The sequence below is a fragment of the Pantoea sp. BAV 3049 genome, assembly GCF_009765445.1.
Lineage (GTDB): Bacteria > Pseudomonadota > Gammaproteobacteria > Enterobacterales > Enterobacteriaceae > Erwinia.
Window position 1 is genome coordinate 71,525 of sequence record NZ_WHOY01000004.1, and the last position, 23,330, is coordinate 94,854.

General features: G+C 54.1%; 22 protein-coding genes. 17 read left to right on the forward strand and 5 right to left on the reverse strand.

All coding sequences use genetic code 11. The annotated features are described in order from the left end of the window. The first annotated feature begins 100 nt into the window (after positions 1 to 100). The 5 genes from GSQ70_RS00395 (at position 101) to GSQ70_RS00415 (ending at position 5,081) form a co-directional block, all read left to right on the forward strand. Positions 101 to 1,537: an amidohydrolase family protein gene (locus tag GSQ70_RS00395; RefSeq protein ID WP_158780435.1), complete on the forward strand. Its 1,437-nt coding sequence runs from the start codon at positions 101 to 103 to the stop codon at positions 1,535 to 1,537. 15 nt (positions 1,538 to 1,552) lie between these two features. Beyond that, entirely contained in the window at positions 1,553 to 1,948 is a 396-nt protein-coding gene (locus tag GSQ70_RS00400; RefSeq protein WP_158780436.1) for a RidA family protein, read from the forward strand. 170 nt (positions 1,949 to 2,118) lie between these two features. After that, positions 2,119 to 3,606: a sodium:solute symporter family protein gene (locus GSQ70_RS00405; protein ID WP_158780437.1), complete on the forward strand. Its 1,488-nt coding sequence runs from the start codon at positions 2,119 to 2,121 to the stop codon at positions 3,604 to 3,606. Between the two features lie 10 nt (positions 3,607 to 3,616). After that, positions 3,617 to 4,489, forward strand: coding sequence for a 2-dehydro-3-deoxygalactonokinase (locus GSQ70_RS00410; RefSeq protein WP_158780438.1), 873 nt, complete (start codon positions 3,617 to 3,619; stop codon positions 4,487 to 4,489). Beyond that, on the forward strand, positions 4,476 to 5,081 hold the full coding sequence (locus GSQ70_RS00415; protein WP_158780439.1) for a 2-dehydro-3-deoxy-6-phosphogalactonate aldolase: 606 nt from the start codon (positions 4,476 to 4,478) through the stop codon (positions 5,079 to 5,081). The genes GSQ70_RS00410 and GSQ70_RS00415 overlap by 14 nt, the downstream gene beginning before the upstream one ends. On the opposite strand, the gene GSQ70_RS00420 is transcribed toward GSQ70_RS00415, so the two are convergent. Further along, a complete protein-coding gene (locus GSQ70_RS00420) occupies positions 5,078 to 5,941 on the reverse strand; it encodes a MurR/RpiR family transcriptional regulator (RefSeq protein ID WP_158780440.1) in 864 nt (287 codons plus the stop codon). The genes GSQ70_RS00415 and GSQ70_RS00420 overlap by 4 nt on opposite strands. Before the next feature lie 222 nt (positions 5,942 to 6,163). On the opposite strand from GSQ70_RS00420, the gene ygiD reads away from it, so the two are divergent. Then, entirely contained in the window at positions 6,164 to 6,949 is a 786-nt protein-coding gene (ygiD, locus tag GSQ70_RS00425) for a 4,5-DOPA dioxygenase extradiol (protein WP_158780441.1), read from the forward strand. A gap of 146 nt (positions 6,950 to 7,095) precedes the next feature. Here the strand turns inward: ygiD and GSQ70_RS00430 are convergent, their stop codons facing one another. The 3 genes from GSQ70_RS00430 to tolC all read right to left on the reverse strand — a co-directional run bounded on the left by GSQ70_RS00430 (position 7,096) and on the right by tolC (position 10,565). Then, positions 7,096 to 8,256 carry a glutathionylspermidine synthase family protein gene (locus tag GSQ70_RS00430; protein WP_158780442.1) on the reverse strand — a complete coding sequence of 387 codons (1,161 nt, stop codon included), beginning with the start codon at positions 8,254 to 8,256 and terminating at the stop codon, positions 7,096 to 7,098. 6 nt (positions 8,257 to 8,262) lie between these two features. Further along, entirely contained in the window at positions 8,263 to 8,931 is a 669-nt protein-coding gene (locus GSQ70_RS00435; RefSeq protein ID WP_158780443.1) for a DUF1190 family protein, read from the reverse strand. 146 nt (positions 8,932 to 9,077) lie between these two features. Then, positions 9,078 to 10,565: an outer membrane channel protein TolC gene (gene tolC, locus GSQ70_RS00440; protein WP_158780444.1), complete on the reverse strand. Its 1,488-nt coding sequence runs from the start codon at positions 10,563 to 10,565 to the stop codon at positions 9,078 to 9,080. A gap of 213 nt (positions 10,566 to 10,778) precedes the next feature. Between tolC and nudF the strand changes: the two genes are divergently transcribed. From nudF to parE, 5 genes are read left to right on the forward strand one after another with little or no spacing between them, the layout of a single operon-like run. Further along, positions 10,779 to 11,414, forward strand: coding sequence for an ADP-ribose diphosphatase (gene nudF / locus GSQ70_RS00445; RefSeq protein WP_158780445.1), 636 nt, complete (start codon positions 10,779 to 10,781; stop codon positions 11,412 to 11,414). After that, complete coding sequence (locus GSQ70_RS00450) at positions 11,411 to 11,836, forward strand: DUF1249 family protein (protein WP_158780446.1); 426 nt, start codon at positions 11,411 to 11,413, stop codon at positions 11,834 to 11,836. The genes nudF and GSQ70_RS00450 overlap by 4 nt, the downstream gene beginning before the upstream one ends. Positions 11,837 to 11,883: 47 nt before the next feature. Further along, complete coding sequence (gene cpdA / locus GSQ70_RS00455; protein WP_158780447.1) at positions 11,884 to 12,711, forward strand: 3',5'-cyclic-AMP phosphodiesterase; 828 nt, start codon at positions 11,884 to 11,886, stop codon at positions 12,709 to 12,711. A gap of 3 nt (positions 12,712 to 12,714) precedes the next feature. Next, the gene (yqiA, locus tag GSQ70_RS00460; RefSeq protein WP_158780448.1) at positions 12,715 to 13,296 is read left to right on the forward strand and encodes an esterase YqiA; all 582 of its coding nucleotides are present in this window, start codon (positions 12,715 to 12,717) and stop codon (positions 13,294 to 13,296) included. 53 nt (positions 13,297 to 13,349) lie between these two features. Further along, a complete protein-coding gene (parE, locus tag GSQ70_RS00465) occupies positions 13,350 to 15,245 on the forward strand; it encodes a DNA topoisomerase IV subunit B (protein ID WP_158780449.1) in 1,896 nt (631 codons plus the stop codon). A gap of 63 nt (positions 15,246 to 15,308) precedes the next feature. Here the strand turns inward: parE and GSQ70_RS00470 are convergent, their stop codons facing one another. Continuing rightward, positions 15,309 to 16,043, reverse strand: a complete 735-nt coding sequence (locus GSQ70_RS00470; protein WP_158780450.1) for a GntR family transcriptional regulator — start codon at positions 16,041 to 16,043, stop codon at positions 15,309 to 15,311. Positions 16,044 to 16,363: 320 nt separating this feature from the next. Here GSQ70_RS00470 and tkt point away from each other — a divergent pair, with 320 nt between their 5' ends. From tkt to GSQ70_RS00500, 6 genes are all read left to right on the forward strand, one after another. Next, the gene (gene tkt, locus GSQ70_RS00475; protein WP_158780451.1) at positions 16,364 to 18,367 is read left to right on the forward strand and encodes a transketolase; all 2,004 of its coding nucleotides are present in this window, start codon (positions 16,364 to 16,366) and stop codon (positions 18,365 to 18,367) included. Positions 18,368 to 18,408: 41 nt separating this feature from the next. After that, positions 18,409 to 18,873: a PTS sugar transporter subunit IIA gene (locus GSQ70_RS00480; protein WP_158780452.1), complete on the forward strand. Its 465-nt coding sequence runs from the start codon at positions 18,409 to 18,411 to the stop codon at positions 18,871 to 18,873. 39 nt (positions 18,874 to 18,912) lie between these two features. Further along, positions 18,913 to 19,182 carry a PTS sugar transporter subunit IIB gene (locus tag GSQ70_RS00485; protein WP_158780453.1) on the forward strand — a complete coding sequence of 90 codons (270 nt, stop codon included), beginning with the start codon at positions 18,913 to 18,915 and terminating at the stop codon, positions 19,180 to 19,182. Between the two features lie 42 nt (positions 19,183 to 19,224). After that, positions 19,225 to 20,598: a PTS ascorbate transporter subunit IIC gene (locus tag GSQ70_RS00490; RefSeq protein WP_158780454.1), complete on the forward strand. Its 1,374-nt coding sequence runs from the start codon at positions 19,225 to 19,227 to the stop codon at positions 20,596 to 20,598. Positions 20,599 to 20,888: 290 nt separating this feature from the next. Then, entirely contained in the window at positions 20,889 to 21,647 is a 759-nt protein-coding gene (locus tag GSQ70_RS00495; protein WP_158780455.1) for an IclR family transcriptional regulator, read from the forward strand. A 120-nt stretch (positions 21,648 to 21,767) separates the two neighbouring features. Beyond that, the gene (locus tag GSQ70_RS00500; RefSeq protein WP_199257191.1) at positions 21,768 to 23,309 is read left to right on the forward strand and encodes an OPT/YSL family transporter; all 1,542 of its coding nucleotides are present in this window, start codon (positions 21,768 to 21,770) and stop codon (positions 23,307 to 23,309) included. Positions 23,310 to 23,330: the final 21 nt, after the last annotated feature.

Consider the following 23,330-nt stretch of genomic DNA (forward strand, 5'->3'; position numbering starts at 1 on the left):
AAGTATCACTAATTAATATGGTTTTTGTGTGGTTTTCCACTTTTTTTTATATCGCAGCGGTGGTCTACTTATGGTCAGAACATAAAGGGAGTGAGGCGTTATGAAGCTCGACTGGCTTTTTAAAAATGTTACGGTGGTGGATGGGAGTGGTGGCCCGCAGTATCGCGCTGATGTGGCGGTTTACCAGGACCGTATCGTGGATATCGCCCCGACCATTGCACAACAGGCTCAGCAGGTGATTGATGGTACTGGCAGGGTGCTGTCACCGGGGTTTATTGATGTGCATACCCATGATGATATTAACGTTATCCGGATGCCTGAGTATCTGCCAAAGATAAGCCAGGGCATTACTACGGTGATTGTGGGAAACTGTGGCATCAGTGCTGCGACAGCATCAATCAAAGGCCATGTCCCCGACCCTATGAATTTATTGGGTGGGAGTGAACATTTTATCTATCCCACCGTTAATGCTTACGCCGATGCCGTGGCGTCAGCACGTCCATCTGTCAATGTGGGCACCCTGATCGGTCACACTGCACTGCGTAATAATCATATGAGCTCGCTGTTTCGCACCGCCACCAAAGGGGAAATAGCGGCGATGCGCGAACAGTTGTGCCTGGCGCTGAGCCAGGGGGCTTTGGGGCTTAGCACCGGTCTTGCCTATGCGAGTGCATTTCACTCCTCCACTGAAGAAGTGATGGCCCTGGCAGAAGAGCTGTCCGGAACCGGCGCGATTTATACCACTCATTTGCGTTCTGAGTTTGAGCCTGTTCTGGAGGCGCTGGACGAAGCATTTCGTATTGGCAGACATGGCAACGTTCCGGTTGTGGTGTCTCACCACAAATGCGCCGGTGCCAAAAACTGGGGCCGTACGCGGGAAACACTGCCTTTTTTTGATGAAATGCGTCAGCGCCAGGAAATTGCCTGTGACTGTTATCCCTACTCTGCCAGTTCGTCCACGCTGGATATCGGGCAGGTGACAGACGAGTTCGATATCGTGATCACCTGGTCAGAGCCCCATCCCGACCAGGCGGGCAGGACGCTGCAACAAATTGCCGCGGGCTGGCAGACTTCCTTACAGGACGCCGCTAAACGACTGATGCCTGCAGGCGCAATTTATTACAACATGGATGAGCAGGATGTGCGTCGGGTTTTACGCTATCCGGTTTCCATGATTGGTTCTGATGGATTGCCTAACGATCCGATGCCACATCCAAGGTTATGGGGTGCGTTCCCAAGAGTGCTTGGACACTATTGCCGGGATGAACAACTTTTCCCGTTGGCTACCGCCGTTCACAAAATGACCGGACTTTCCGCCGCGCGCTTTAATTTGTCGCAGCGTGGCCTGGTAAAGGTGGGCTACTACGCCGATCTGGTTATGTTCGACCCACAGACGATTCGTGATGTGGCTACTTTCACCGCTCCCCAGCAACCCGCAGCCGGTATTGACGCGGTGATGGTAAACGGGGTGATGAGCTACAGCGGTGAACGAAAAATTACCGGACGGGCAGGTCGTTTTCTGCGGCGTCAGTCATAAAACTCAGGAGGGTGTATGTCTGTTAAACGTTATGGTACGGCAGGGGGAACGGGAACGGGAGGGCAACATCTTCCCTTTTCACGGGCGGTTGAAGCGGCAGGCTGGCTCTATGTCTCCGGGCAGACGCCAATGAAAGAGGGAGAAGTTGTCGAAGGGGGGATTGTTGAACAGTCGCGCCTGGCGATTCAGAACTGTATCGATATTATGACTGAAGCGGGCTATACGCTTGCTGACGTGGTGCATGTAAGTGTTATTCTCACCGATTCGCGATATTTCCAGTCATTTAATAAAGTGTTTCGTGAGATTTTTGGCGAACATCCTCCGGCACGTATTTGCTGTGTGGCCGACCTGGTTGTGGACTGTAAAGTAGAAGTGGATGTGACCTGTTTTAACGCTGCACGCCTGAAATAAAACCTTTCCCATTGCGGAAGGGGACGTAATAAAAGCAAAAAGATAAATAAATTTTTTAATGTTTTTAACTGAAAGCATTCGTAGGTCTCCTGTATTAACAGGGGACTATTCTTGTCAACACCATAATGTCGATTCGCTAAGACATTATTTACCGTATTGGGACGAGAGCAATGAACAATATGTCTTTTTTAATCTGGTTCACTGTCTATGCCTGTGCCATGATTACGCTGGGTTGGTATGTTTCCCGACAGCAAAAAAATGGCGATGACTTTTTATTGGGTGGTCGCTCATTACCGATGATTTTAACCCTGGGGTCTACCGTAGGCACAATGGTAGGGACGGGATCCAGCGTAGGTGCCGTCGGGTTTGGTTACTCCAATGGCTGGGCAGGGATGCTGTACGGACTGGGAGGGGCCGTGGGCATTTTGCTGGTGGCGTGGTTATTTGCCCCGGTGCGTAAATTGCGGTTTATGACCATGAGCGAAGAAATTTCTTATTATACCGGCGGCAGCCGGATTATAAAAAATCTTGTGGCAGTATTGATCTTTATCGCTTCGATTGGCTGGCTTGGTGCTCATATATTAGGTGGTGGACTCTATCTTGCCTGGGCCAGTGGTATTGATATTAATACGGCGAAAATTATCATTGCTCTCGCCTTTATCGTTTATGTGGGAATCGGCGGTTATTCCGCAGTGGTATGGATTGATACGGTTCAGTCAATTGTGCTGTTTGTCGGTTTTATCTTAATGGCGGTGCTGGCTGTGCACCATGTCGGTGGTTGGGATCATATTAAACAATCCGTTGAACCGGCAGCACAGAGTTTATTTGCCGTGGATAAAATGGGAGTATTACCCGCATTGTCACTGGCAATGGTTATTGGCGTTGGTGTGTTGGCAACGCCGTCTTATCGTCAGCGTATCTATTCTGCAAAAAATGTCTCTTCAGTACGTCAGTCATTCACCATCACCGGGGTTTTATATCTGATGTTCTCTTTCCTGCCTGCCATTATCGGCATGGCCGTGTGGACAATGAATTCCCACCTGGAAAATAGCGGTTTTGCCTTCCTGTTTGCCACTCAGGTCCTGCCGCCGGTGCTGGCAATGGCGGTGCTTATCGCCGGGATGTCTGCCAATATGTCCTCCGGCAGTTCCGATGCCATCGCCGCAGTCTCTATTATCCTGCGCGATCTCTATACGCTGATCACCGGCCATATGCCGGCCCCGGAAAAAGCGATCCGGCTGTCACGTATTTTCCTGGTTCTGGTCATTGGTCTGGCGCTGATTTTTGCACTGACCTCCAATGACATCATTAGCTATATCACCAAAATGATCTCGATGATCATGTCCGGAATGTTTATCTGTTCAATCCTTGGGCGCTTCTGGATGCGTTTTAACTGGCAGGGCGCGCTGGCGGCTTTGTTGGGTGGCGCGGCGGCATCGGTGATTGTACTGATGGACAGCCACTGGCTCGCATACTGGGGAAACCCCTGTATACCGTCAGTAGTGGCCAGTCTGGTCGCTTCTGTGCTCGTCACCTTGATCACACCCGCCAGTAAACTCAGCCGGGAACAGGCGCTGGAGATGATTACCCGGGAACGTGAAGAACAGCCCGGCACGGCACCGCTTAGCGTGGGTGGTTCTAAAGCTACGGAGAGTTGAGAGGGACATTATGGAACGCTGGATTGCCGTAGACTGGGGGTCGACGCATTTACGCGGCTGGCTGTTCGCCGACGATCAATGTGTGCAACAGCTACAGTTGCCGCTGGGGATCACTCAGCTTCACGGTCAGTCTCCTGCCGATATATTTGGACAATATATCGCACCCTGGCGTGAGGATGCGCCTGTCCCGGTGGTGATGGCGGGAATGATTGGCAGCGATGCAGGCTGGAGAAGAACGCCTTATCTGGCCTGCCCGACTTCGCTTTCCGATCTCAGTGAAAGGCTGTGCGAGGTGGCTGACAATGTCTGGATAGTACCGGGGTTAATGGTGCAGCGAGCGGACGGCTGCGATGTTATGCGTGGCGAGGAAACCCAACTGGCAGGAGTGATACAACTGATGCCGGCGCAATGCTACGTGATGCCGGGCACCCATTGTAAATGGGTGGACGTAGATGACGGCCAGATTTGCCATTTCTCTACGGCAATGACTGGCGAGTTACATCATCTGCTGATGGACCACTCATTGACGGGGAAAGGATTACCGGCACAGCAGGCAGATAATGATGCTTTTAAACTGGGTCTTGAACGGGGAATGGATACTCCTTCGCTGATTTCACGGCTGTTTACCGCAAGGGCCGATCGGCTGCTGGGAACGCTGGCCGTCACATCGGTAGCGGATTATTTATCTGGTCTGCTGATTGGCGCAGAGGTGTCGGCCTTTTGCCGACAAAAAAAGAGTGGCGCTGTCACTCTGGTTGGCAGTCCGCAGCTTAATGCCCGTTACCGTCAGGCATTCGAGCGGATTAATATTGCCGTCACTGAGTGTCCCGGCGATAACGCATTTTTACAGGGAATAAGGAGTCTGGTTTATGCAAGACAATAAACTGGTGGCGATCTTACGCGGGATCACCCCCGCAGAGGCACCCTCTCATATTGAAGTGCTGATTGAGGCCGGATTTCGCTACATTGAGATCCCGCTCAACTCCCCTGGCTGGCAGCAGAGTATTCCGGCAGCCGTGCGGCAATTTGGTGGGCAGGCGGTGATTGGTGCAGGGACGGTGTTAAAGGGTGAACAGGTTGATTTTCTGGCACAGGCTGGTGCGCGGCTGATTGTGACCCCAAATACGCAGCCTGACGTTATCCGTCGCGCCGTCAGGCATGGCATGCTGGTCTGTACCGGATGCGCGACGGCGACAGAGGCTTTTAATGCCCTGGAGGCCGGTGCAGACTGGTTAAAAATATTCCCCTCCAACATTTTTGGCCCTGAGTACATTCGGGCGTTGAAAGCCGTATTACCTGCAGATGTTCCGGTGCTGGCGGTGGGAGGAGTAACGCCAGACTCGCTGGCAAATTACAGACGGGCCGGGTGTGCCGGAGCCGGTCTGGGCAGCGATCTTTACCGGGCCGGGCAGGATACCGGCAAAACGCGCGAAAATGCCCTGCAATTTATTGATGCCTGGCAAAACAGAGATTAATCCCCCAGAGGCTGACGATCCACGCCGCCGCGCAGGCTGTCCAGTGAGAGTTTGATGCGGCGCAGGCGATCTTTGGCCTGAGCTTTATTTGCCATTGCCAGCTCGGTAGCCAGCACATCAATCATTGCCAGCATGGCGTAGCGTGAGGGGCTGGGCTTAAAAATATAATCATTTTCCCGGACGTGCAGGGGCAGCACCAGATCGGCCACGGCGGCGAGCGGAGTTTCAGACGGCGTGACTGCAATGACCTTCGCACCATACTGCCGGGCGATTGCGGCGCTTTCTGTGACTTCCTGCGTATAGCCCCCTAAAGAAAGCGTGACCACCACATCCTGTGGCGCGACTGCTGAACACATCATGCGGACCAATAAGCCATCGTTCTGACTCACCACGGGCAGGCCAAGCCGAAACAGACGATACTGTAACTCCTGCGCGCAAATAGTTGATCCTCCCCCCATGCCAACCACGAGGATTTGCCTGGCCCCACTCAGCAAGCCCACCGCTTTTTGCAATGCCTGGCTGTCCAGTGCCCGACGATTGGTATCCAGCACGCTGATAATAGACTCATAAATACCCTGCACGCCTTCAAGGTCCGGAACATCAAGAATGAACCGCTGACCGACCGCCAGTGACTGCGCCAGTTTTATTTTGAGCTCGCGGACATCCTTACACCCTAATGCTCGTGCAAAACGGGTGACCGATGCCTGGCTGGTCTGCGTCAACCGCGCCAGTTCGGCAATGGGCAAATTGGTCGCGGTGGCTACGTCATCCAGAATAAATTGTGCGATGCGTTTTTCCGTGGCAGTCAAAGCCATAAATCGTTCAGTAATGCAGGAAATGATATCGATGGAGTAGGCCATGGGCAGGTATCAACACTAAGCATATTATGATACTTAGTATCATGGCCTTTTTCCGCGGGATGCGTCAAATCATACTCACCTTACCAAACCGTTTTTTCTTGTTATTCATAGCGCAGGCCATTCAAATTTCCTGAAGATCTTCATCATACTTCTCCGGGTTCATCGGCCGGGAAATGGGCGTAATGTAGCCGTCATCAAGCCGACATATTCTGGGGAGTTATTATGAGTCAGACACGTATGCCCGCACTGTTCCTTGGCCATGGCAGCCCGATGAATGTGCTGGAAGAGAACGTTTATACCGACACCTGGCGTGAACTGGGCAAAACCCTGCCGCGTCCGAAAGCGATTATTGCCGTTTCGGCGCACTGGTATACCCGTGGCACAGCGGTAACGGCGATGGAAAAACCGCGAACTATTCATGACTTTGGCGGTTTCCCTCAGGCGTTGTTCGATACGCATTATCCTGCACCGGGTTCACCGGAACTGGCGCGTGAAGTGGCTGAAGCGCTTGCTCCTGTCGACGTTCATCCCGATCAGGAGTGGGGATTTGACCACGGTTCATGGGGCGTACTGATCAAGATGTATCCGGACGCCGATATCCCGGTGGTACAACTGAGCGTGGACGGCACCAAACCGCCTGCTTACCACTTTGAACTGGGGCGTAAACTGGCTGCCCTGCGTGAGCAGGGCATGATGATTGTCGCCAGTGGCAACGTGGTTCATAACCTGCGTATGGTACGCTGGCAGGGCGATCCGGAGCCTTATTCCTGGGCTGCCTCATTCAATAATTATGTGCGCGATAACCTGAGCTGGGAAGGCCCGGCAGAGCAGCATCCGCTGGTGAATTTTATGCAGCATGAAGGGGCTGAACTGTCTAACCCGACGCCGGAGCACTACCTGCCGCTGCTGTACGTGCTGGGTGCCCGTCAGCCAGGCGAAGCGGTGTCGATTCCGGTGGATGGCCTGGTGATGGCCTCGCTGAGTATGCTGTCTGTCCAGGTGGGGTAGTACGAGAGGGCCGGATAAATCCGGCCAGATGATACTTGCTACTCCAACAGGGTTAAGCAAAGTATCATCCGGATCGCGGATGGGTTTATCTGGTCGCTCAGATTTGTCATCCATGCGGCGATTTCCCTTCACGCCGCTTTTTACGATCATTCAATAAAAGCGTGCGGGTAGAAGCGTGAGAGATCCTGCGTAATCAGATCGCGATCCTCGCGCAGGCCGATCCCGGCGGGCTGATCGTCTATCAGCCAGCTGCCGATCAGCGTATAGCTGTCGCCGAATTTCGGCAGCGGATGGAACTGCTGTACGATCATGCCTTCTTCACCGTAGGGTCCGTCAACACGGGCAATTTCCTGACCGTTTTCCACGATGCTGATATTGGCACCCTCGCGTGAAAACAGCGGCTTGACCACGTATTTATCCATTGCCGGGACGTTATCTTCCGCGAAATAAGCTGGCAGCAGATTGGGATGATTCGGGAACATCTTCCACAGCATCGGCAGCAGCGCTTTGTTGGAGATAATGCTTTTCCATGCCGGTTCCAGCCAGCGTACACCCGCGTCTTCCAGCTTGGTGGAAAACACTTCGCGCATCATGAATTCCCACGGATAAAGCTTAAACAGGTTGCTAATCACCTGGTCGTGCACATCGGTAAACTGTCCTTTTTCACCCAGACCAATCTCGTCGATATACAGAAACTCCGACGGCAGACCCGCCTCCGTGGCGCAGTCCTGCAGGTATTGCACCGTGCCGCGATCTTCATCAGTGTCACGACAGCAGGCAAAATGCAGCCAGCTGAAGCCGTGCTGCTGATGCAATGCGGCGAAGCGATCGATCAGCTTTTCCTGCAGGCTGTTGAACTGGTCGCTGCCTGCGGGAAGGTTACCAGCGTTGAGCTGATCTTCCAGCCACAGCCACTGGAAAAACGCGGCTTCATACAGCGACGTTGGCGTATCGGCGTTGTTCTCCAGCAGTTTGGCGTCCGTCTGCCCGTCCCAGGCAAGGTCCAGCCGTGAGTAGAGCGACGGCTGGTTGGTTTTCCACGAGGCCCGCACGAAATCCCAGGTGTGCTTAGGAATGCGGAATTTGGCGAGCAGCTCTTCGCTGCCCACCACTTTATCCACCACCTGCAGGCACATCTGATGCAGTTCGCTGGTGACATCCTCCAGCTTTTCAACCTGTTGCAGAGTGAACTGATAGTAAGCATCCTCACACCAGTAAGGCTCACCGTGCATGGTATGGAAACGGAAACCAAATTCGGTGGCCGTTTCACGCCAGCCCGGACGTTCAGCGATAGCAAGACGCTTCATGTCCCGTTAGCCTCCGAAAGAGCGGCTGGAGCCGGAAGCGGCGCTGCTGCGAGACATAGTGGACTGTTTTGCCACACTGTCACCAAAGCCGCCACGGGTGACGGTTGAGGTTGTTGCCGGTTTCGGTGCCAGCGCTGTCTTCGGCACGGTCATTGTCCGACCCGGCGTGGCGGTGCCGAAGCTTTTACCACTGGCATCGACAAATTTGCCGTTAGCCGGGCTGCCTGGCGCACGTGAGGTAAACAGCGGCTGCTGAGCGAAGCCTGCACCGCCACCCATCATGCGGCCCATCATGTAGCCCGCCATCAGCGGCATCCAGAAGCTGCCGCTCTGTTGAGATTCGGCATTGGTGGAACCGATCCCCGCCTGAGCAGGTGCCTGCTGGCACTGACCTTCACCAAATTCTGCCACGCAGTCTTCGCGGGTGGCATATTTCGGCGCGGTCTTCTCCGCTTCTTTTTTAGCGCTGTTGTACGCCGTCGTACACTGTTCGCTTTTGCCAGGATTGGCTTTCGAACAGTCGTCAGCGTTCTGATACATCGAGACTGTTTCATCCGATTGTTCACAACCGGCAAGCATAAATACCGCGGTCACCGCTATGGCTACCGGGGTGAGATGACGTGCGCTCCAGCTTTTGCGAAAGGAGGCATGATTAATTTTTTTAGTCCGTTTCATCACGTTCTGTCCTGTGCCCAAAGGTAACGCTCAGGATAAGGGAACAGCGGTGAAAATTGAAGCGAAGGGGCGTGCTGGCAGGGGAACTTTACGTAGCTATACGTTTGATTGTGAAGGGGGCAGCTGTCGCCGCCCCCAGTTCATCATTAATGACTGAACGGATTACGTTTACCACTGGCAGTTGTGCGGGTTTGCGCAGCCGCTGGAGTGGCACGCGCCTGCATCGGGGCAGACGCTGTCTGGCCACTATCCGCAGCGGCATCCTGCTGCGGGTTTTCAGGTGCCACGGTGTCAGGGGATGTCGGGACATCTTTACCCAGACGGGCGTTCAGCGCCTGCAGATCCTGCTCGTTCAGCGTACCCAGAGCAGACTTAATGTTCAGCTCGTTGATCATGTAGCTGTAACGCGCGTCGGAAAGCTGCTGCTTGGCGTTGTACAGGGTAGTGGTCGCATCCAGTACGTCAACGATAGTACGGGTGCCCACCTGGTAACCCGCTTCCATCGCATCAAGGGAGCTCTGGGCAGATACCACGGCCTGTTTGTAAGCGTTGATGCTGCTGATTGAAGCATTCACGTTGTTGAATGAGGAACGCACGGTCTGGATCGCCGTACGGTGTGCGCTCTCTAACTGCTCGCTGGCTGAAACGTAGGAGTACTGCGCCTGTTTCACCTGAGAAGTCACTGAACCACCGCTGTACAGAGGCAGACTGAAGCTCAGACCTACCTGGTTTGACCCGGTGATGCTGTCAGAAGTCGCAGAGGTCTGGTTGGCGCGTCTGCCGCCGTATTTGCTGTTTGACAGGCCGGTCGAAGCGGTCAGATCCAGCGTTGGCATGTGGCCGGTTTCAGCAGAGCGAATCTGCTCACGCGCCAGATCCTGAGTCAGACGGGCTGATAACAGGCTGAGGTTGCGGCTTTCAGCTTCTTTCATCAGTGCGTTGACTGCCTGTGGTTTTTCCGTCTGGAAGTGGTCCACGTTCAGCGAAGCCAGGCTTGGGTAGTAATTACCGGTTACCTGACGTAGCGTTTCAACGTTGTTATCCAGGTTGTTACGCGCCGTCACTTCGTTCGCCAGCACGCTGTCATACTGTGCGCGGGCGTTCTGCACGTCGGTGATCGCAACCAGGCCAACGTTAAAGCGTTGCGTGGTTTGATCCAACTGACGGTAGATCGACTGTTTCTGGGCTTCCGTGTAGGAAAGAGTATCAATGGCGTTTAATACGTTAAAATAGGCCGTGGCGGTGTCGAGGATCAGTTTCTGCTGCGCAGTCTGGTAGGTGACATCCTGAATGCCCGCAGTTTTTTCCTGCAGGGTCAGTGCGCGCCATTTAGACATATCAAACAGCGTCTGCGTCAACTGCAGTGAGCCGCTGGTGGTGTTGGAGTGCAGACCGCTATTGTCGCGGTACCCATTGTTATAGGTATAATCAGCACCCAGGCCTAACTGTGGCAGCAGTGGGCTGCGGGCTTCATTAATTTTCTCGAATGCCGCATCGCGATCGGCTGCAGAACTGCGAAGGTCGGGGTTAGACAACCGGGCCTGCTGATAGATCTGCAGCAGATTTTCCGCCTGGCTGGCGACACTGAAGCCACCCAGGCTCAGGCCGATAAGTAACGGGAGCAGTTTCTTCATTTGCATTCCTTGTTGTGCAGCAAAATTGCTATGGTAGCGCTGACGTAAGCCGAAAAATTATCGCCGATTCTAGCAGAGTAAACTAAAGAGGTAAGTTGGCTGAAAGTGCCATGTTGCCACAATTTACTCAAATAATTCATTAAGAACTACACTCCCGGCGCAATCGGGATTGCTTTTTCTCGTTTATGCCACCACCAGCACGGGGGGAACCAGATGGAAACCGGCAAAAAATACCCAGTGACTTTCACAAAAAACGATGTAGAAATTATTGCACGTGAGACACTTTACAGTGGTTTTTTTTCACTCACTCGTTACCATTTTCGCCATCGCTTGTTTAACGGTGAAATGAGTGGTGAAGTAAAAAGAGAAGTGTTTGAGCGCGGACATGCCGCAGTGCTGCTACCCTATGACCCGGTGCGGGATCAGGTGGTCCTGATTGAACAAATCCGTATTCCCGCTTTTGACAGCAGCACAACACCATGGCTGTTAGAATTAGTCGCCGGGATCATTGAACCTGGCGAGACACCGGAAGACGTGGTTCGCCGCGAAGCAACGGAAGAAGCAGGATTAACCCCAGGTCGCGTGAAGCCGGTGCTGAGCTATCTGGCCAGCCCGGGCGGCACCAGTGAACGGCTGGCGATTCTGGTGGGAGAAGTGGATGCCAGCGTGGCGCAGGGAAACCACGGTCTGGAGGAAGAGAATGAGGACATTCTTGTTCACGTGGTCAGCCGCCAGCAGGCTTACCAGTGGGTGGAAGAGGGGAAAATAGATAACGCCGCCTCTGTCATCGCTTTGCAATGGCTGGAGCTGCACCATAAAAAACTTCGAGACGAGTGGAAAACCCAATGATCAAGCGCTACGTACCTGATTTCCCTGAGATGATGCGCCTCTGCGAGACTAACTTCGCGCAGTTACGCCGCCTGCTGCCTAAAGAAGACCTGGCGGGCGAGTCAGTGACATATCAGGTCAACGGCGCACGCTATACGGTGACCATCCAGGAGTCGACGCGCTACACTACGCTGGTGGAGGTCAAGCAAATTGCCCCGGCGGTCAGCTACTGGAGCCTGCCTGCTATGTCAGTCCGGCTGTACCACGACGCGATGGTGGCGGAAGTGTGTTCCACTCAGCAGATCTTTCGCTTCAAAGCACGCTATGATTATCCAAACAAAAAGCTGCATCAGCGTGATGAAAAGCATCAGATAAACCAGTTTCTTGCCGACTGGTTGCGCTACTGTTTAGCGCATGGCGCGTTGGCCGTACCGGTTTGCTAAGCCGACGGTGATACCTTCTGCGATGGCGTTAACCTTAAGGATTGTGATTGGATAGCCTGTTAAAACTTCCTGTGGAAAATGGGGCCCGGGTCAGGATTTTACAGATAACGGATTCCCATCTTTTTGCCGGTAAAGACGAAACGCTGCTGGGTGTGAACACCTGGGCCAGTTTTGACGCGGTGCTGCAGGCTATCTCGGCCAGTGAGCAGGCGTATGATTTGATCGTCGCCACTGGCGATCTGGCTCAGGATCATACCGTCGAAGCCTATCAGCATTTCGCTGAGGGAATTGCTCGTTTGCCTGCGCCCTGCGTATGGTTACCGGGCAATCATGACTTCCAGCCCACCATGTTCAGCACGCTGGCCGAGGCGCAAATTGCCGATGCAAAGCACGTGCTGGTGGGCGACCGCTGGCAAATAGTCCTGCTGGACAGCCAGGTCTTCGGTGTACCGCATGGCGAGCTGAGTGACTACCAGCTGGAGTGGCTGGAAAAAACGCTGGCGATTGAGCCGCAGCGCCATACGCTGGTCCTGTTGCATCATCACCCGCTGCCGTCCGGGTGCACCTGGCTTGACCAGCACAGCCTGCGCAACTCGCATATGCTGGAAGCAGTGCTGCAGCATTACCCGCTGGCCACCACGCTGCTCTGTGGGCATATTCATCAGGATTTGGATCTGAACTGGAATGGCCGCCGTCTGCTGGCTACCCCATCCACATGCGTTCAGTTCAAGCCGCACTGCACTAATTTCACCATTGATTCCGAGGCGCCAGGCTGGCGCTGGCTGGAATTGTATGATGACGGCCGGGTTGAAACGGTGGTGGAACGCCTGCAAACCCGCGCCTTCAGCCCGGATCTTGATTCAGAAGGATACTGAGTAATGGCCACGCTGTTGTATTTGCACGGCTTCAACAGTTCACCCCAGTCCGCCAAGGCCACGCAGTTTCGCCAGTGGCTGGCAGAGCACCATCCGGATATTCGCGTGCTTGTGCCGCAACTACCGGCATTTCCGGGAGAAGCGGCAACCCTGTTGGAAAACATGGTTATGGCCTCGGCAGGCGAACCGCTGGGGATTGTAGGATCTTCGCTGGGCGGCTATTACGCCACCTGGCTGTCACAGTGTTTCACGCTGCCTGCGGTGGTGGTGAATCCCGCCGTACGGCCTTTTGAGCTGCTGGTGGATTACCTGGGCGACAACGAGAACCCGTACACCGGCCAGCAATATGTGTTAGAGTCTCGCCACATTTACGATCTGAAAGTGATGCAGATTGACCCGTTAGAGTCGCCGGATTTACTCTGGCTGCTTCAGCAAACGGGCGATGAAGTGCTCGATTACCGTCAGGCCCTGGCTTACTACAGCGCCTGTCGCCAGACGGTAGAAGAGGGCGGAAATCATGCGTATGTCGGATTCGAACGCCATTTCTCCCCGATCCTCGACTTCCTTGGCCTGTCAGGCAGCTGAAGCGGGCCGCGGAGTCTGGCCAACCATTTTTAGCCACCAATCAGATTTATACGATGACTCAATCCAGCTACAACGCTGATTCCATTGAGGTACTCAGCGGCCTCGAACCCGTGCGTCGCCGTCCGGGAATGTACACCGATACATCACGTCCTAACCACTTAGGTCAGGAAGTGATCGATAACAGCGTCGATGAGGCGCTGGCGGGCCATGCCAAGCGTGTGGAGGTGATCCTCCATGCGGACCAGTCGCTGGAGGTTATTGACGACGGACGCGGCATGCCGGTCGATATTCACCCCGAAGAGGGTGTACCCGCGGTTGAGCTGATCTTCTGTCGTCTGCATGCCGGCGGTAAATTCTCCAACAAAAACTATCAGTTCTCCGGTGGCCTGCACGGCGTGGGGATTTCGGTGGTTAACGCTCTGTCAACGCGCGTGGAAGTGACCGTTCGCCGTAACGCTGAAGTGTATGAAATGGCGTTTGAAAACGGTGACAAAGTCGAAGATTTGCGCGTGACTGGCACGGTAGGAAAGCGCAATACCGGTACCCGCGTGCGCTTCTGGCCGGATGCCTCTTTCTTCGACAGCCCGCGTTTCTCCGTGTCCCGTCTCAGCCATTTGCTGAAGGCGAAAGCGGTTCTCTGCCCGGGCGTTGAGATTGTCTTTAAAGACAAAGTTAACAACACCGAGCAGACCTGGTGCTATGCCGATGGCCTGACTGACTACCTGATGGAAGCGGTAAACGGCCTGCCAACGCTGCCAGAGAAGCCGTTTGTCGGCTCTTTTGCCGGTGATATCGAAGCGGTGGACTGGGCGCTGCTGTGGCTGCCGGAAGGCGGCGAGCTGCTGACGGAAAGCTACGTCAACCTGATCCCAACCATGCAGGGCGGCACGCACGTCAACGGCCTGCGCCAGGGCCTGCTGGATGCGATGCGCGAGTTCTGCGAGTTCCGCAATATTCTGCCGCGCGGCGTGAAGCTCTCGGCGGAAGATATCTGGGATCGCTGTGCTTACGTGCTGTCGGTGAAGATGCAGGATCCGCAGTTTGCCGGTCAGACGAAAGAACGCCTCTCTTCACGCCAGTGCGCGGCATTCGTGTCCGGCGTGGTGAAGGATGCCTTTAGCCTGTGGCTGAACCAGAACGTGCAGGCCGCAGAGATGCTGGCCGAGCTGGCGATCTCCAGCGCCCAGCGCCGTATGCGTGCCGCCAAGAAAGTGGTGCGTAAAAAGCTGACCAGCGGACCGGCACTGCCGGGCAAACTGGCCGACTGTAGCGCGCAGGATCTGGCCCGCACCGAGCTGTTCCTGGTGGAAGGGGATTCTGCAGGTGGGTCGGCCAAACAGGCGCGCGATCGTGAATATCAGGCGATCATGCCGCTTAAGGGTAAGATCCTTAACACCTGGGAAGTCTCCTCGGATGAGGTGCTTGCCTCGCAGGAAGTGCACGATATCTCTGTGGCGATCGGCATCGATCCGGACAGTGAAGACATGAGCCAGCTGCGTTACGGCAAGATCTGCATCCTCGCGGATGCGGACTCCGATGGTCTGCACATCGCCACGCTGCTTTGTGCGCTGTTTGTCCGCCACTTCCGCTCGCTGGTCAAAAACGGTCACGTTTACGTCGCGATGCCGCCGCTGTACCGCATCGATTTGGGTAAAGAGGTCTATTACGCGCTGGATGAGGAAGAGAAGGCTGGAATTCTCGATCAGCTGAAGCGCAAGAAGGGTAAACCTGGCGTGCAGCGCTTCAAAGGTCTGGGCGAAATGAACCCGCTGCAGCTGCGTGAAACCACCCTCGATCCTAATACCCGTCGTCTGGTGCAGCTCACCGTGGAAGATGATGAAGTGGATAAGACGATGGCGGTAATGGACATGCTGCTGGCCAAGAAGCGTTCGGAAGATCGCCGCAACTGGCTGCAGGAAAATGGTCATACCGCAGAGATTGAGGTTTAAGCCCCCTTAATGGTAAAAAGCCCGGTACAGCGAAAGCTGACCGGGCTTTTTTAATACGCTGATCTACGACCGTTCCGTATTCTGCTTTAACTGAAACAGCCGGCTGTTAATAATCGCAATATTCACTTCACAAGGCATGCCATCGTCAAGATAGACAGTTTCGTTTATCTCCAGTACCGCATCATTATTATTCAGATTTAACAGCGACATCTCGTCCGGGTTGGTGATGTTAATGGCGCTTAAATTCTGATCCCTGCGCTGAATTTTTTTTCCGGTCAGTTGCTCGATGTAGGCATATTTTGAGATTTCCAGCTTGCTGAACTCCATGCTGCTGAACAGGTTGACCGGCAGATGGATATGTTCCAGCGCCACCGGGACATCATCAAAGCACATCAGACGCAGGATTTTATAAACCTGGTCACTGTTTTTGATGCGCAGCGCCTGGGCAATTTCAGGTGAAGGGACTTTCATGATACTGACCGCGATGACTTTTCTGACGCCTTTATGGCCGTTTCGCTGCGCCTGATAATCAAAGGGGGAAAGTGCGTGAAACCTGCCCGAATGGTTGCTCTGGCCAATTGAACCCACAAACAGACCGGAACCTTTAACCCGGTAAACTCTCTGCTGATCGATAAGAATTCGCGTGGCTTCCCGCACCGTGGCTCGCGTGATGCCGATGTTTTTTGCTATCGCAATTTCAGTGTCAATCTTATCTCCCGGCAGAAGGCCATCTTCTTTCATCTTCCTCAGGATGTAATCGACAACCTCTTTCTGTTTTTCTGTGATGCCATCGATCATCTGTGTTGTTCCCGATAAGTGGTAAAGGTGGCAGCGCCGGGCCGGGAGTGCACATATTTGCCTGACAGGCCGATCTGCAAACCCGCCAGATGACCCTGAGTTGTGATCAAGTTAACGAATTTGCACTTCAGTGAATATGTACAGCTCAATTTCGATTTTACACATTGTGTACAGACACGTCCAGGTGCATCATGAACATGACTATACACATTTAAGCTGTCTGTACGTAGTGAGTGATGTCATACAATCAATAAAAAATATGACCAGTTTTCCGGCATAGCCCCCTTTTAACCAGGTGAACAGATTTCGGGAGAACGAGTGTGGTAAACAACGAGTTAGCTAACGCAATACGCATGCTGAGTGTGGATGCAATCCAGAAAGCCAATTCCGGTCATCCGGGTGCCCCGATGGGGATGGCAGAGATTGCGGAAGTGGTCTGGCGTCGCCATCTTCGTCACAACCCACAGAATCCGCAGTGGGTTAACCGTGACCGCTATGTTCAGTCGAACGGACATGGCTCAATGCTGCTCTATTCTCTCCTGCACCTGACCGGCTATGACGTGACCCTGGACGATATCCGTGAGTTCCGTCAGCTTCATTCCCGCACGCCAGGCCATCCCGAATATGGCTATACACCTGGCGTGGAAACCACCACCGGCCCGCTGGGGCAGGGTGTGGCAAATGCGGTAGGAATGGCGATCGCGGAAAAAGCGCTGGCCGCCCGATTCAACCAGCCCGGCTTTGCCATTGTGGATCATCACACCTGGCTGTTTATGGGTGATGGCTGCCTGATGGAGGGGATCTCCCACGAGGTTTGCAGCCTGGCCGGCACCATACAGCTCGGCAACCTGATTGCGGTCTGGGACGATAACGGCATCTCCATTGATGGCCACGTTGACGGCTGGTTCTCGGACGATACCCCGGCCCGCTTCCGCGCTTACGGCTGGCACGTTATCGACGGTATTGACGGGCATAACCCGGCTGAAATTGATGCTGCCGTACGTGAAGCCAAAGCGGTCACCAACAAACCCAGCCTGTTGTGTTGCAAAACCATTATTGGCTATGGCTCGCCGAATAAAGCCAACAGCCATGAGTGCCATGGATCCGCTCTCGGCGCAGAGGAAGTGGCTCTGGTGCGCAAAGAGCTGAACTGGCCTTACGCACCTTTCGAAATTCCTGCGGAGATCTACCAGGCGTGGGATGCCACAGCGCAGGGTGCCAGCAGCGAGCAGGAATGGAATACGTTATTTGCCGCTTATCAGCAGCAGTGGCCTGAGCTGGCTGCGGAATTCACCCGTCGAATGAGCGGTGAACTGCCTGAAAGCTGGGCTGAAAACATGCAGGAATATATCGCCGGGCTGCAGGCCAATCCTGCCAGTCTGGCGACCCGTCAGGTCAGCCAGAAATGCCTGAATCACTTTGCCGATCTGCTGCCGGAGCTGCTGGGAGGATCGGCGGATCTTTCTCCGTCGAACCTGACACGGCACCAGAAATCCGTCGATTTCACCGCTGAGCATCCGGCCGGGAATTACATCTCCTACGGCGTGCGCGAATTTGGTATGTCAGCCATTATGAATGGGCTGTCGCTGCATGGCGGGTTTATCCCTTACGGCGGCACGTTCCTGATGTTTATGGAGTATGCCCGCAATGCCATCCGCATGGCTGCGCTGATGAAGATCCGCTCTGTCTTTGTTTACACTCATGACACCATCGGACTGGGAGAAGATGGCCCGACCCATCAGCCGGTAGAGCAGCTGGCCTCTTTACGACTGACTCCCAACATGGAAACCTGGCGCGGCTGCGATCAGGTGGAAGTAGCCGTAGCCTGGCAGCAGGCGGTGGAGCGTCAGGATGGCCCAACGGCCCTGATCCTCACCCGACAGCCGCTTGAACAGCAGCCACGTACTGCCCGTCAGCTGGCAAACATTGCCCGTGGCGGCTATGTGCTGATTGACTGCGACGGTAAACCTGACATGGTGCTGATCTCCTCCGGTTCAGAAGTGGAGCTGGTGGTCAGCGCGGCGGCGGTGTTGAAAGAGGAAGGGCATCAGGTCCGTGTCGTTTCCCTTCCCTGTACAGAACGTTTTGATAAACAGGATGAACTGTACAAAGAATCGGTATTGCCGAAAGGCGTTCGCACGCGGCTGGCTGTCGAAGCCAGTATTGAAGGGTTCTGGCAGCGTTATACCGGGCTGGATGGCAAAGTGATAGGCATGAGCACCTTTGGCGAGTCTGCGCCAGCCGGTGTACTGTTTAAACACTTTGGCTTCACCAAAGAGAACGTACTGGATGTGGCCCGCAACATGCTGAAGCGCCCGGCATAACGCACACTCACTGTGCAGAAAATTTTTCAGGAAAAAAGACGATGTCTAATCTGGCTAACTGGCTGAGTAACGAGAAAATTCAATATATCGACGCGGTGTCCGACTGGAAAGAAGCCGTCCAGCTTGCCGGGCTGCCGCTGCTGAAAGAGGGGGCCATTTCGCAGGATTATATTGATGCAATTATCCGGCAAAAAGAGGAGATCGGCCCCTATTTTGTTATCGCTCCAGGCATTGCCATGCCGCATGCCCGTCCGGAAGAGGGGGCAAAGGCGCTGGGATTATCGATTGTGAAATTCGGTCATGCCGTGACCTTCGATGCTGATGAAAACGATCCGGTAAACGCCATTTTTATGTTCTCGGCACCGGACAGTAACAGTCACATCGAAATGATTTCTCAGCTTGCTGAAGTGCTCTCCGATGATGAAAAAATGGCGAGTATCTTCAACGCGGGTAACAAAGAAGAACTGAAAGCAATTTTGTTGACGGGCAATGCTGTCAGCCAATAATCCAGGGAATCAATCAATTACATTTTTATGAGGTGTTATATGAAAATTATGGCGGTTTGTGGCTCAGGTTTAGGCAGCAGCTTTATGATGGAAATGAACATCAAAAAAGTGCTGAAAAATATCGATGTAACGGCAGACGTTGACCACTCCGATCTTGGTTCAGTAACACCAGATCTGGCTGATGTCTTTGTTATGGCTAAGGATATTGCTTACAGCGCCAATCTTCCTGAAGATAAGGTCATTATTGTGAATAACATTATCGACCTGAAAGAGATTGAGCAGAAAATGCGTGAGTATTTCGACAAATAATAATAGCTAAACATCTCAGAACACCTTATCTCCGAGGTTATTATGTTTATACAAAGCCTTTTACAGGTAGTCGTCGACGTGCTGAAAGTGCCCTCTATCCTGGTCGGATTGGTGGCACTCTTTGGCCTTGTTGCCCAGAAAAAACCGTTGCCCGATATTATCAAGGGAACGGTTAAAACAATCCTGGGCTTTTTAGTTCTGGCTGGCGGGGCCACGGTCCTGGTCGGTTCATTGTCACCACTGGGGGACATTTTCAAACAGGCTTTTGATGTTCAGGGGATTATCCCGAACAACGAAGCTATGGTCTCCATTGCTCTTGCGAAATATGGCGCGCCAACCACGCTGATCATGGCGTTTGGTATGGTGGCTAATATTGTTGTCGCGCGCTTTACCCGACTGAAATACATCTACCTCTCAGGTCACGTTACCTTCTATATGGCCTGTATGGTGGCGATTATTCTGTCGGTGGCAGGGTTTGAAGGCGTACAGCTGATTTATACCGGGTCTCTGGCTCTGGGCATGCTGATGGCATTCTTCCCGGCGCTGGCTCAGCCCTATATGCGTAAAATCATCGGGGGCGACCAGGTTGCTTTGGCCCATACCGGCACCGTTGGTTATGTTCTGTCAGGCTGGATCGGCTCAGTGGTGGGCAAAGGCTCAAAATCCACCGAAGAGATGAACATGCCAAAAAACCTCAGTTTTTTGCGCGACAGCACCATCTCTATTTCCCTGACCATGATGATAATTTATCTTATCCTCTCCGTTTCTGCGGGCAAAGAGTATGTGGAAAGTCATTTCAGTAACGGGCAGAACTACCTGGTCTATTCCTTTATCCAGGCGATTACCTTTGCTGCTGGCGTCTTTATTATCCTTCAGGGGGTGCGCTTAATCCTGGCGGAGATTGTTCCGGCATTTACCGGTTTCTCGGAGAAACTGGTGCCAAACGCCCGTCCGGCGCTGGATTGCCCGATTGTGTTCCCTTATGCGCCCAATGCCGTTCTGATTGGGTTTATTTCCAGCTTTGTCGGCGGTCTGGTTGGGCTGTTTATCCTCGGCCAGTTGCATTGGGTGCTGATCCTGCCTGGTGTGGTGCCACACTTCTTCTGCGGCGCGACTGCGGGGGTCTTTGGTAACGCCACCGGCGGGCGTCGTGGTGCCACTCTTGGTGCGTTTGCCCACGGCATCCTGATTACCTTCCTGCCGGTAGCGCTGTTACCTGTGCTCGGTGCTATTGGGTTAACCAACACCACCTTCTCTGATACGGACTTTGGCGTTGCCGGTATCGCGCTTGGCAATATGGCGCGCTTTATGGATAAAGGGACTATCACCATGGTGATAACCGGTATCTTTGCGCTGCTGGTGATCTTTAATTTCGCCTTCAGGAAGAAGGAAGTGGTTGAAGAGAGTCAGGGTTAAGTCTGAACTTACCGGAGCGCACTTCTTTGCGCCTGAATATAAAAAAGGCCTTACTCAGCTGAGTAAGGCTTTTTTATTCCACTGATGACATATCGGTATGCTGCCCCCCGAACGTAAATTCACATGGCGTTTTGCACTATTTTACGTCATTGCACATTAATGGGGCGTTAAACTGGTGCATTTTTATCCGTGCGTAATTCAACATCTTAGTTAAATCAATAAATTACACTATGGCATCACTTTTGCAGTCTCATTAATCGGAACTCTGTCCCATTTAATGAGACTTTGCAATGTCTATACTCGAAACCACCGCCAGCATTCTCAAACTGATGGTCTCCCGCCAGGGCGGCATTCGTATCCAGGATGTCATCACCCATCTCGGCATGCCGAAAAGCACCGCATCAAGAGTGATGAGCCAGCTCGAATCTTATGGTTACCTGGAAAAAGATGAGCAGCAGGGAACGTTTCTGCCTGGCCCATTGATCCTCTCCGCATCGCACCTGGTCAGCCGCCAGCTGACACTCAGCGATCACGTTGATGTGGCGCTGCGAGGCCTCTGCGATCGCACCGGTTATACCGGTTATATCTCAATGCTCGACAGCCAGGAAATTCTGGTGCTGCGCGTGATTCACGGCCGCTATGCGCTGGCGGTTGTCACCTGGCCCGGCTCACGTTCTCCGGCATGGGGAACCTCAACCGGGCGGGCCCTGCTGGCCCGATTTACCGACACACAGCTGCATGATTTTTTTGCCAGCCCGCAAGTCATTGCTCAACTGAGCGGCAGCAAGCTGGAAGCCAGCGAACTGGTGGCTGCTGTTGCCCGAACCCGTGATGCCGGATATGCCTGCGCGATTAATGAATCGATTGCCGAAACGGCCTCCGTCAGCTGCGCGGTGGGCGACCCGGTGACGCAGGAGGCTGTCGCGTTCTGCCTTTCGTTCCCGCAGGCGCTCGCCACTCCTGAAGAGCTGCAACGCATCGCCACGCTACTGAAAGAAACCGCCATGACCATAGCCCGTAAAACGGGCGATGCGCCGCTCCGTCCTTAGCTTCCGTTTTTTACTTTTGCCACTGCCAGGAGAATAACCGTGAGTCAGACCGCCCATTCAGAAACCCCGCAAGAGGGTCAGGAAGCTCATCCGCGCGCTTTCGCCCCCGCAACGCTGCTGATGCTGCTGGTGCTCAGCGTGTTTGGCGCCATTATCGGTGTCCAGCTGTTAACCACCCTTGGCGTCACGCCTAACACCGCCATTATCGGTGCGATGGTGGCAATGATTATTGCGCGTATTCCGTTGCAGTGTTTCGCCCGTTTTCGCTCGATCCATATTCAAAACCTTGCGCAGAGTGCCACCTCCGCGGCCACCTTTGGTGCGGCAAACTCGCTGCTGCTACCCATCGCCATTCCCTGGTTATTTGGCCGTCAGGATATGGTGATGCCCATGTTCGTCGGCGTGGCGCTGGCGATGTTGCTGGACGGCTGGCTACTCTATCGGTTATTTAACTCCCGCATTTTCCCGGCCGAAGGGGCATGGCCTCCGGGTATTGCGGCGGCCGAGTCTATCAAGGCAGGCGATCAGGGTGGCAAACAGGCCGTTCTGCTCAGCGTTGGCATTGCGATCGGGGCTGTCGGCTCCTGGTTTAAATTCCCGATGGCAGCGCTGGGCACCGCGTTTATTGGCAATATCTGGGCGCTGGGGATGCTGGGTGTGGGCTTCCTGCTGCGCGGTTATTCACAGCCGCTGTTCAGCATTGATATCAACAAGCTCTACATTCCGCACGGCGTGATGGCTGGCGCTGGCGTGGTGGCGCTGTTTCAGATCGTCAGGCTTATCCGTCAGAGTAAACCGCGTCAGGCGGCTACAGAGGCAAGCCACGAGGCGGCCCTGCCAGCGGTGCAGAGTGAGCAGATTGGCAAAACCATCCGCTATGGTGCGCTCGGTTTTGTGGTGATTTCGGTACTGATTGCTCTCAGCAGCGGCCTGTATGCGCACCTGTCGCTGCCCTGGCTGCTGGCGTTTATGGTTTATGCCGCTTTTGCTGCTTTCCTGCATGAAATGATTGTCGGTCTTGCCGCGATGCACTCAGGGTGGTTCCCGGCATTTGCCGTGGCGCTGATTACCCTGCTGATCGGGATTTTGATTGGCTTCCCGCCGGAAGCGCTGGCGATGCTGTGCGGCTTCTCTGCCGCAACCGGTCCGGCATTTGCCGATATGGGCTATGACCTGAAGGCTGGCTGGATCCTGCGCGGAAAAGGGCAACACACCCGCTTTGAACTGGAAGGTCGTCGCGAACAGCTGATCGCAGCGATGATCGCCTTTGTGGTGGCGATGCCGGTGGTGCTGTTTATTTTCCGCGACTACTTCTCACAGGGATTAGTGCCGCCGGTAGCGAAAGTCTATGTTGCCGCCATTAACGCCGGGGTTTCGATGGAAATCGCAAAATCGCTGCTGATCTGGGCAATTCCGGGAGCGATTATTCAGCTGATTGGCGGTCCGGGCCGTCAGATGGGCGTGCTGCTGGCGACCGGTTTGCTGATCAATAACCCGCTGGCGGGCTGGGCCGTGATGATCGGCATCATTATCCGTGCGGTGGTAATGCGCGTTGGCGGCGAGCCGGTACGTAACAAAATCGAGGTGCTGGCAGCCGGTCTGATCGCTGGCGACGCACTGTTCAGTTTCTTCAGTTCCGTCCTGCCGGGCGGCAAAAAATAACTCCGCAACACCAGGGAAATC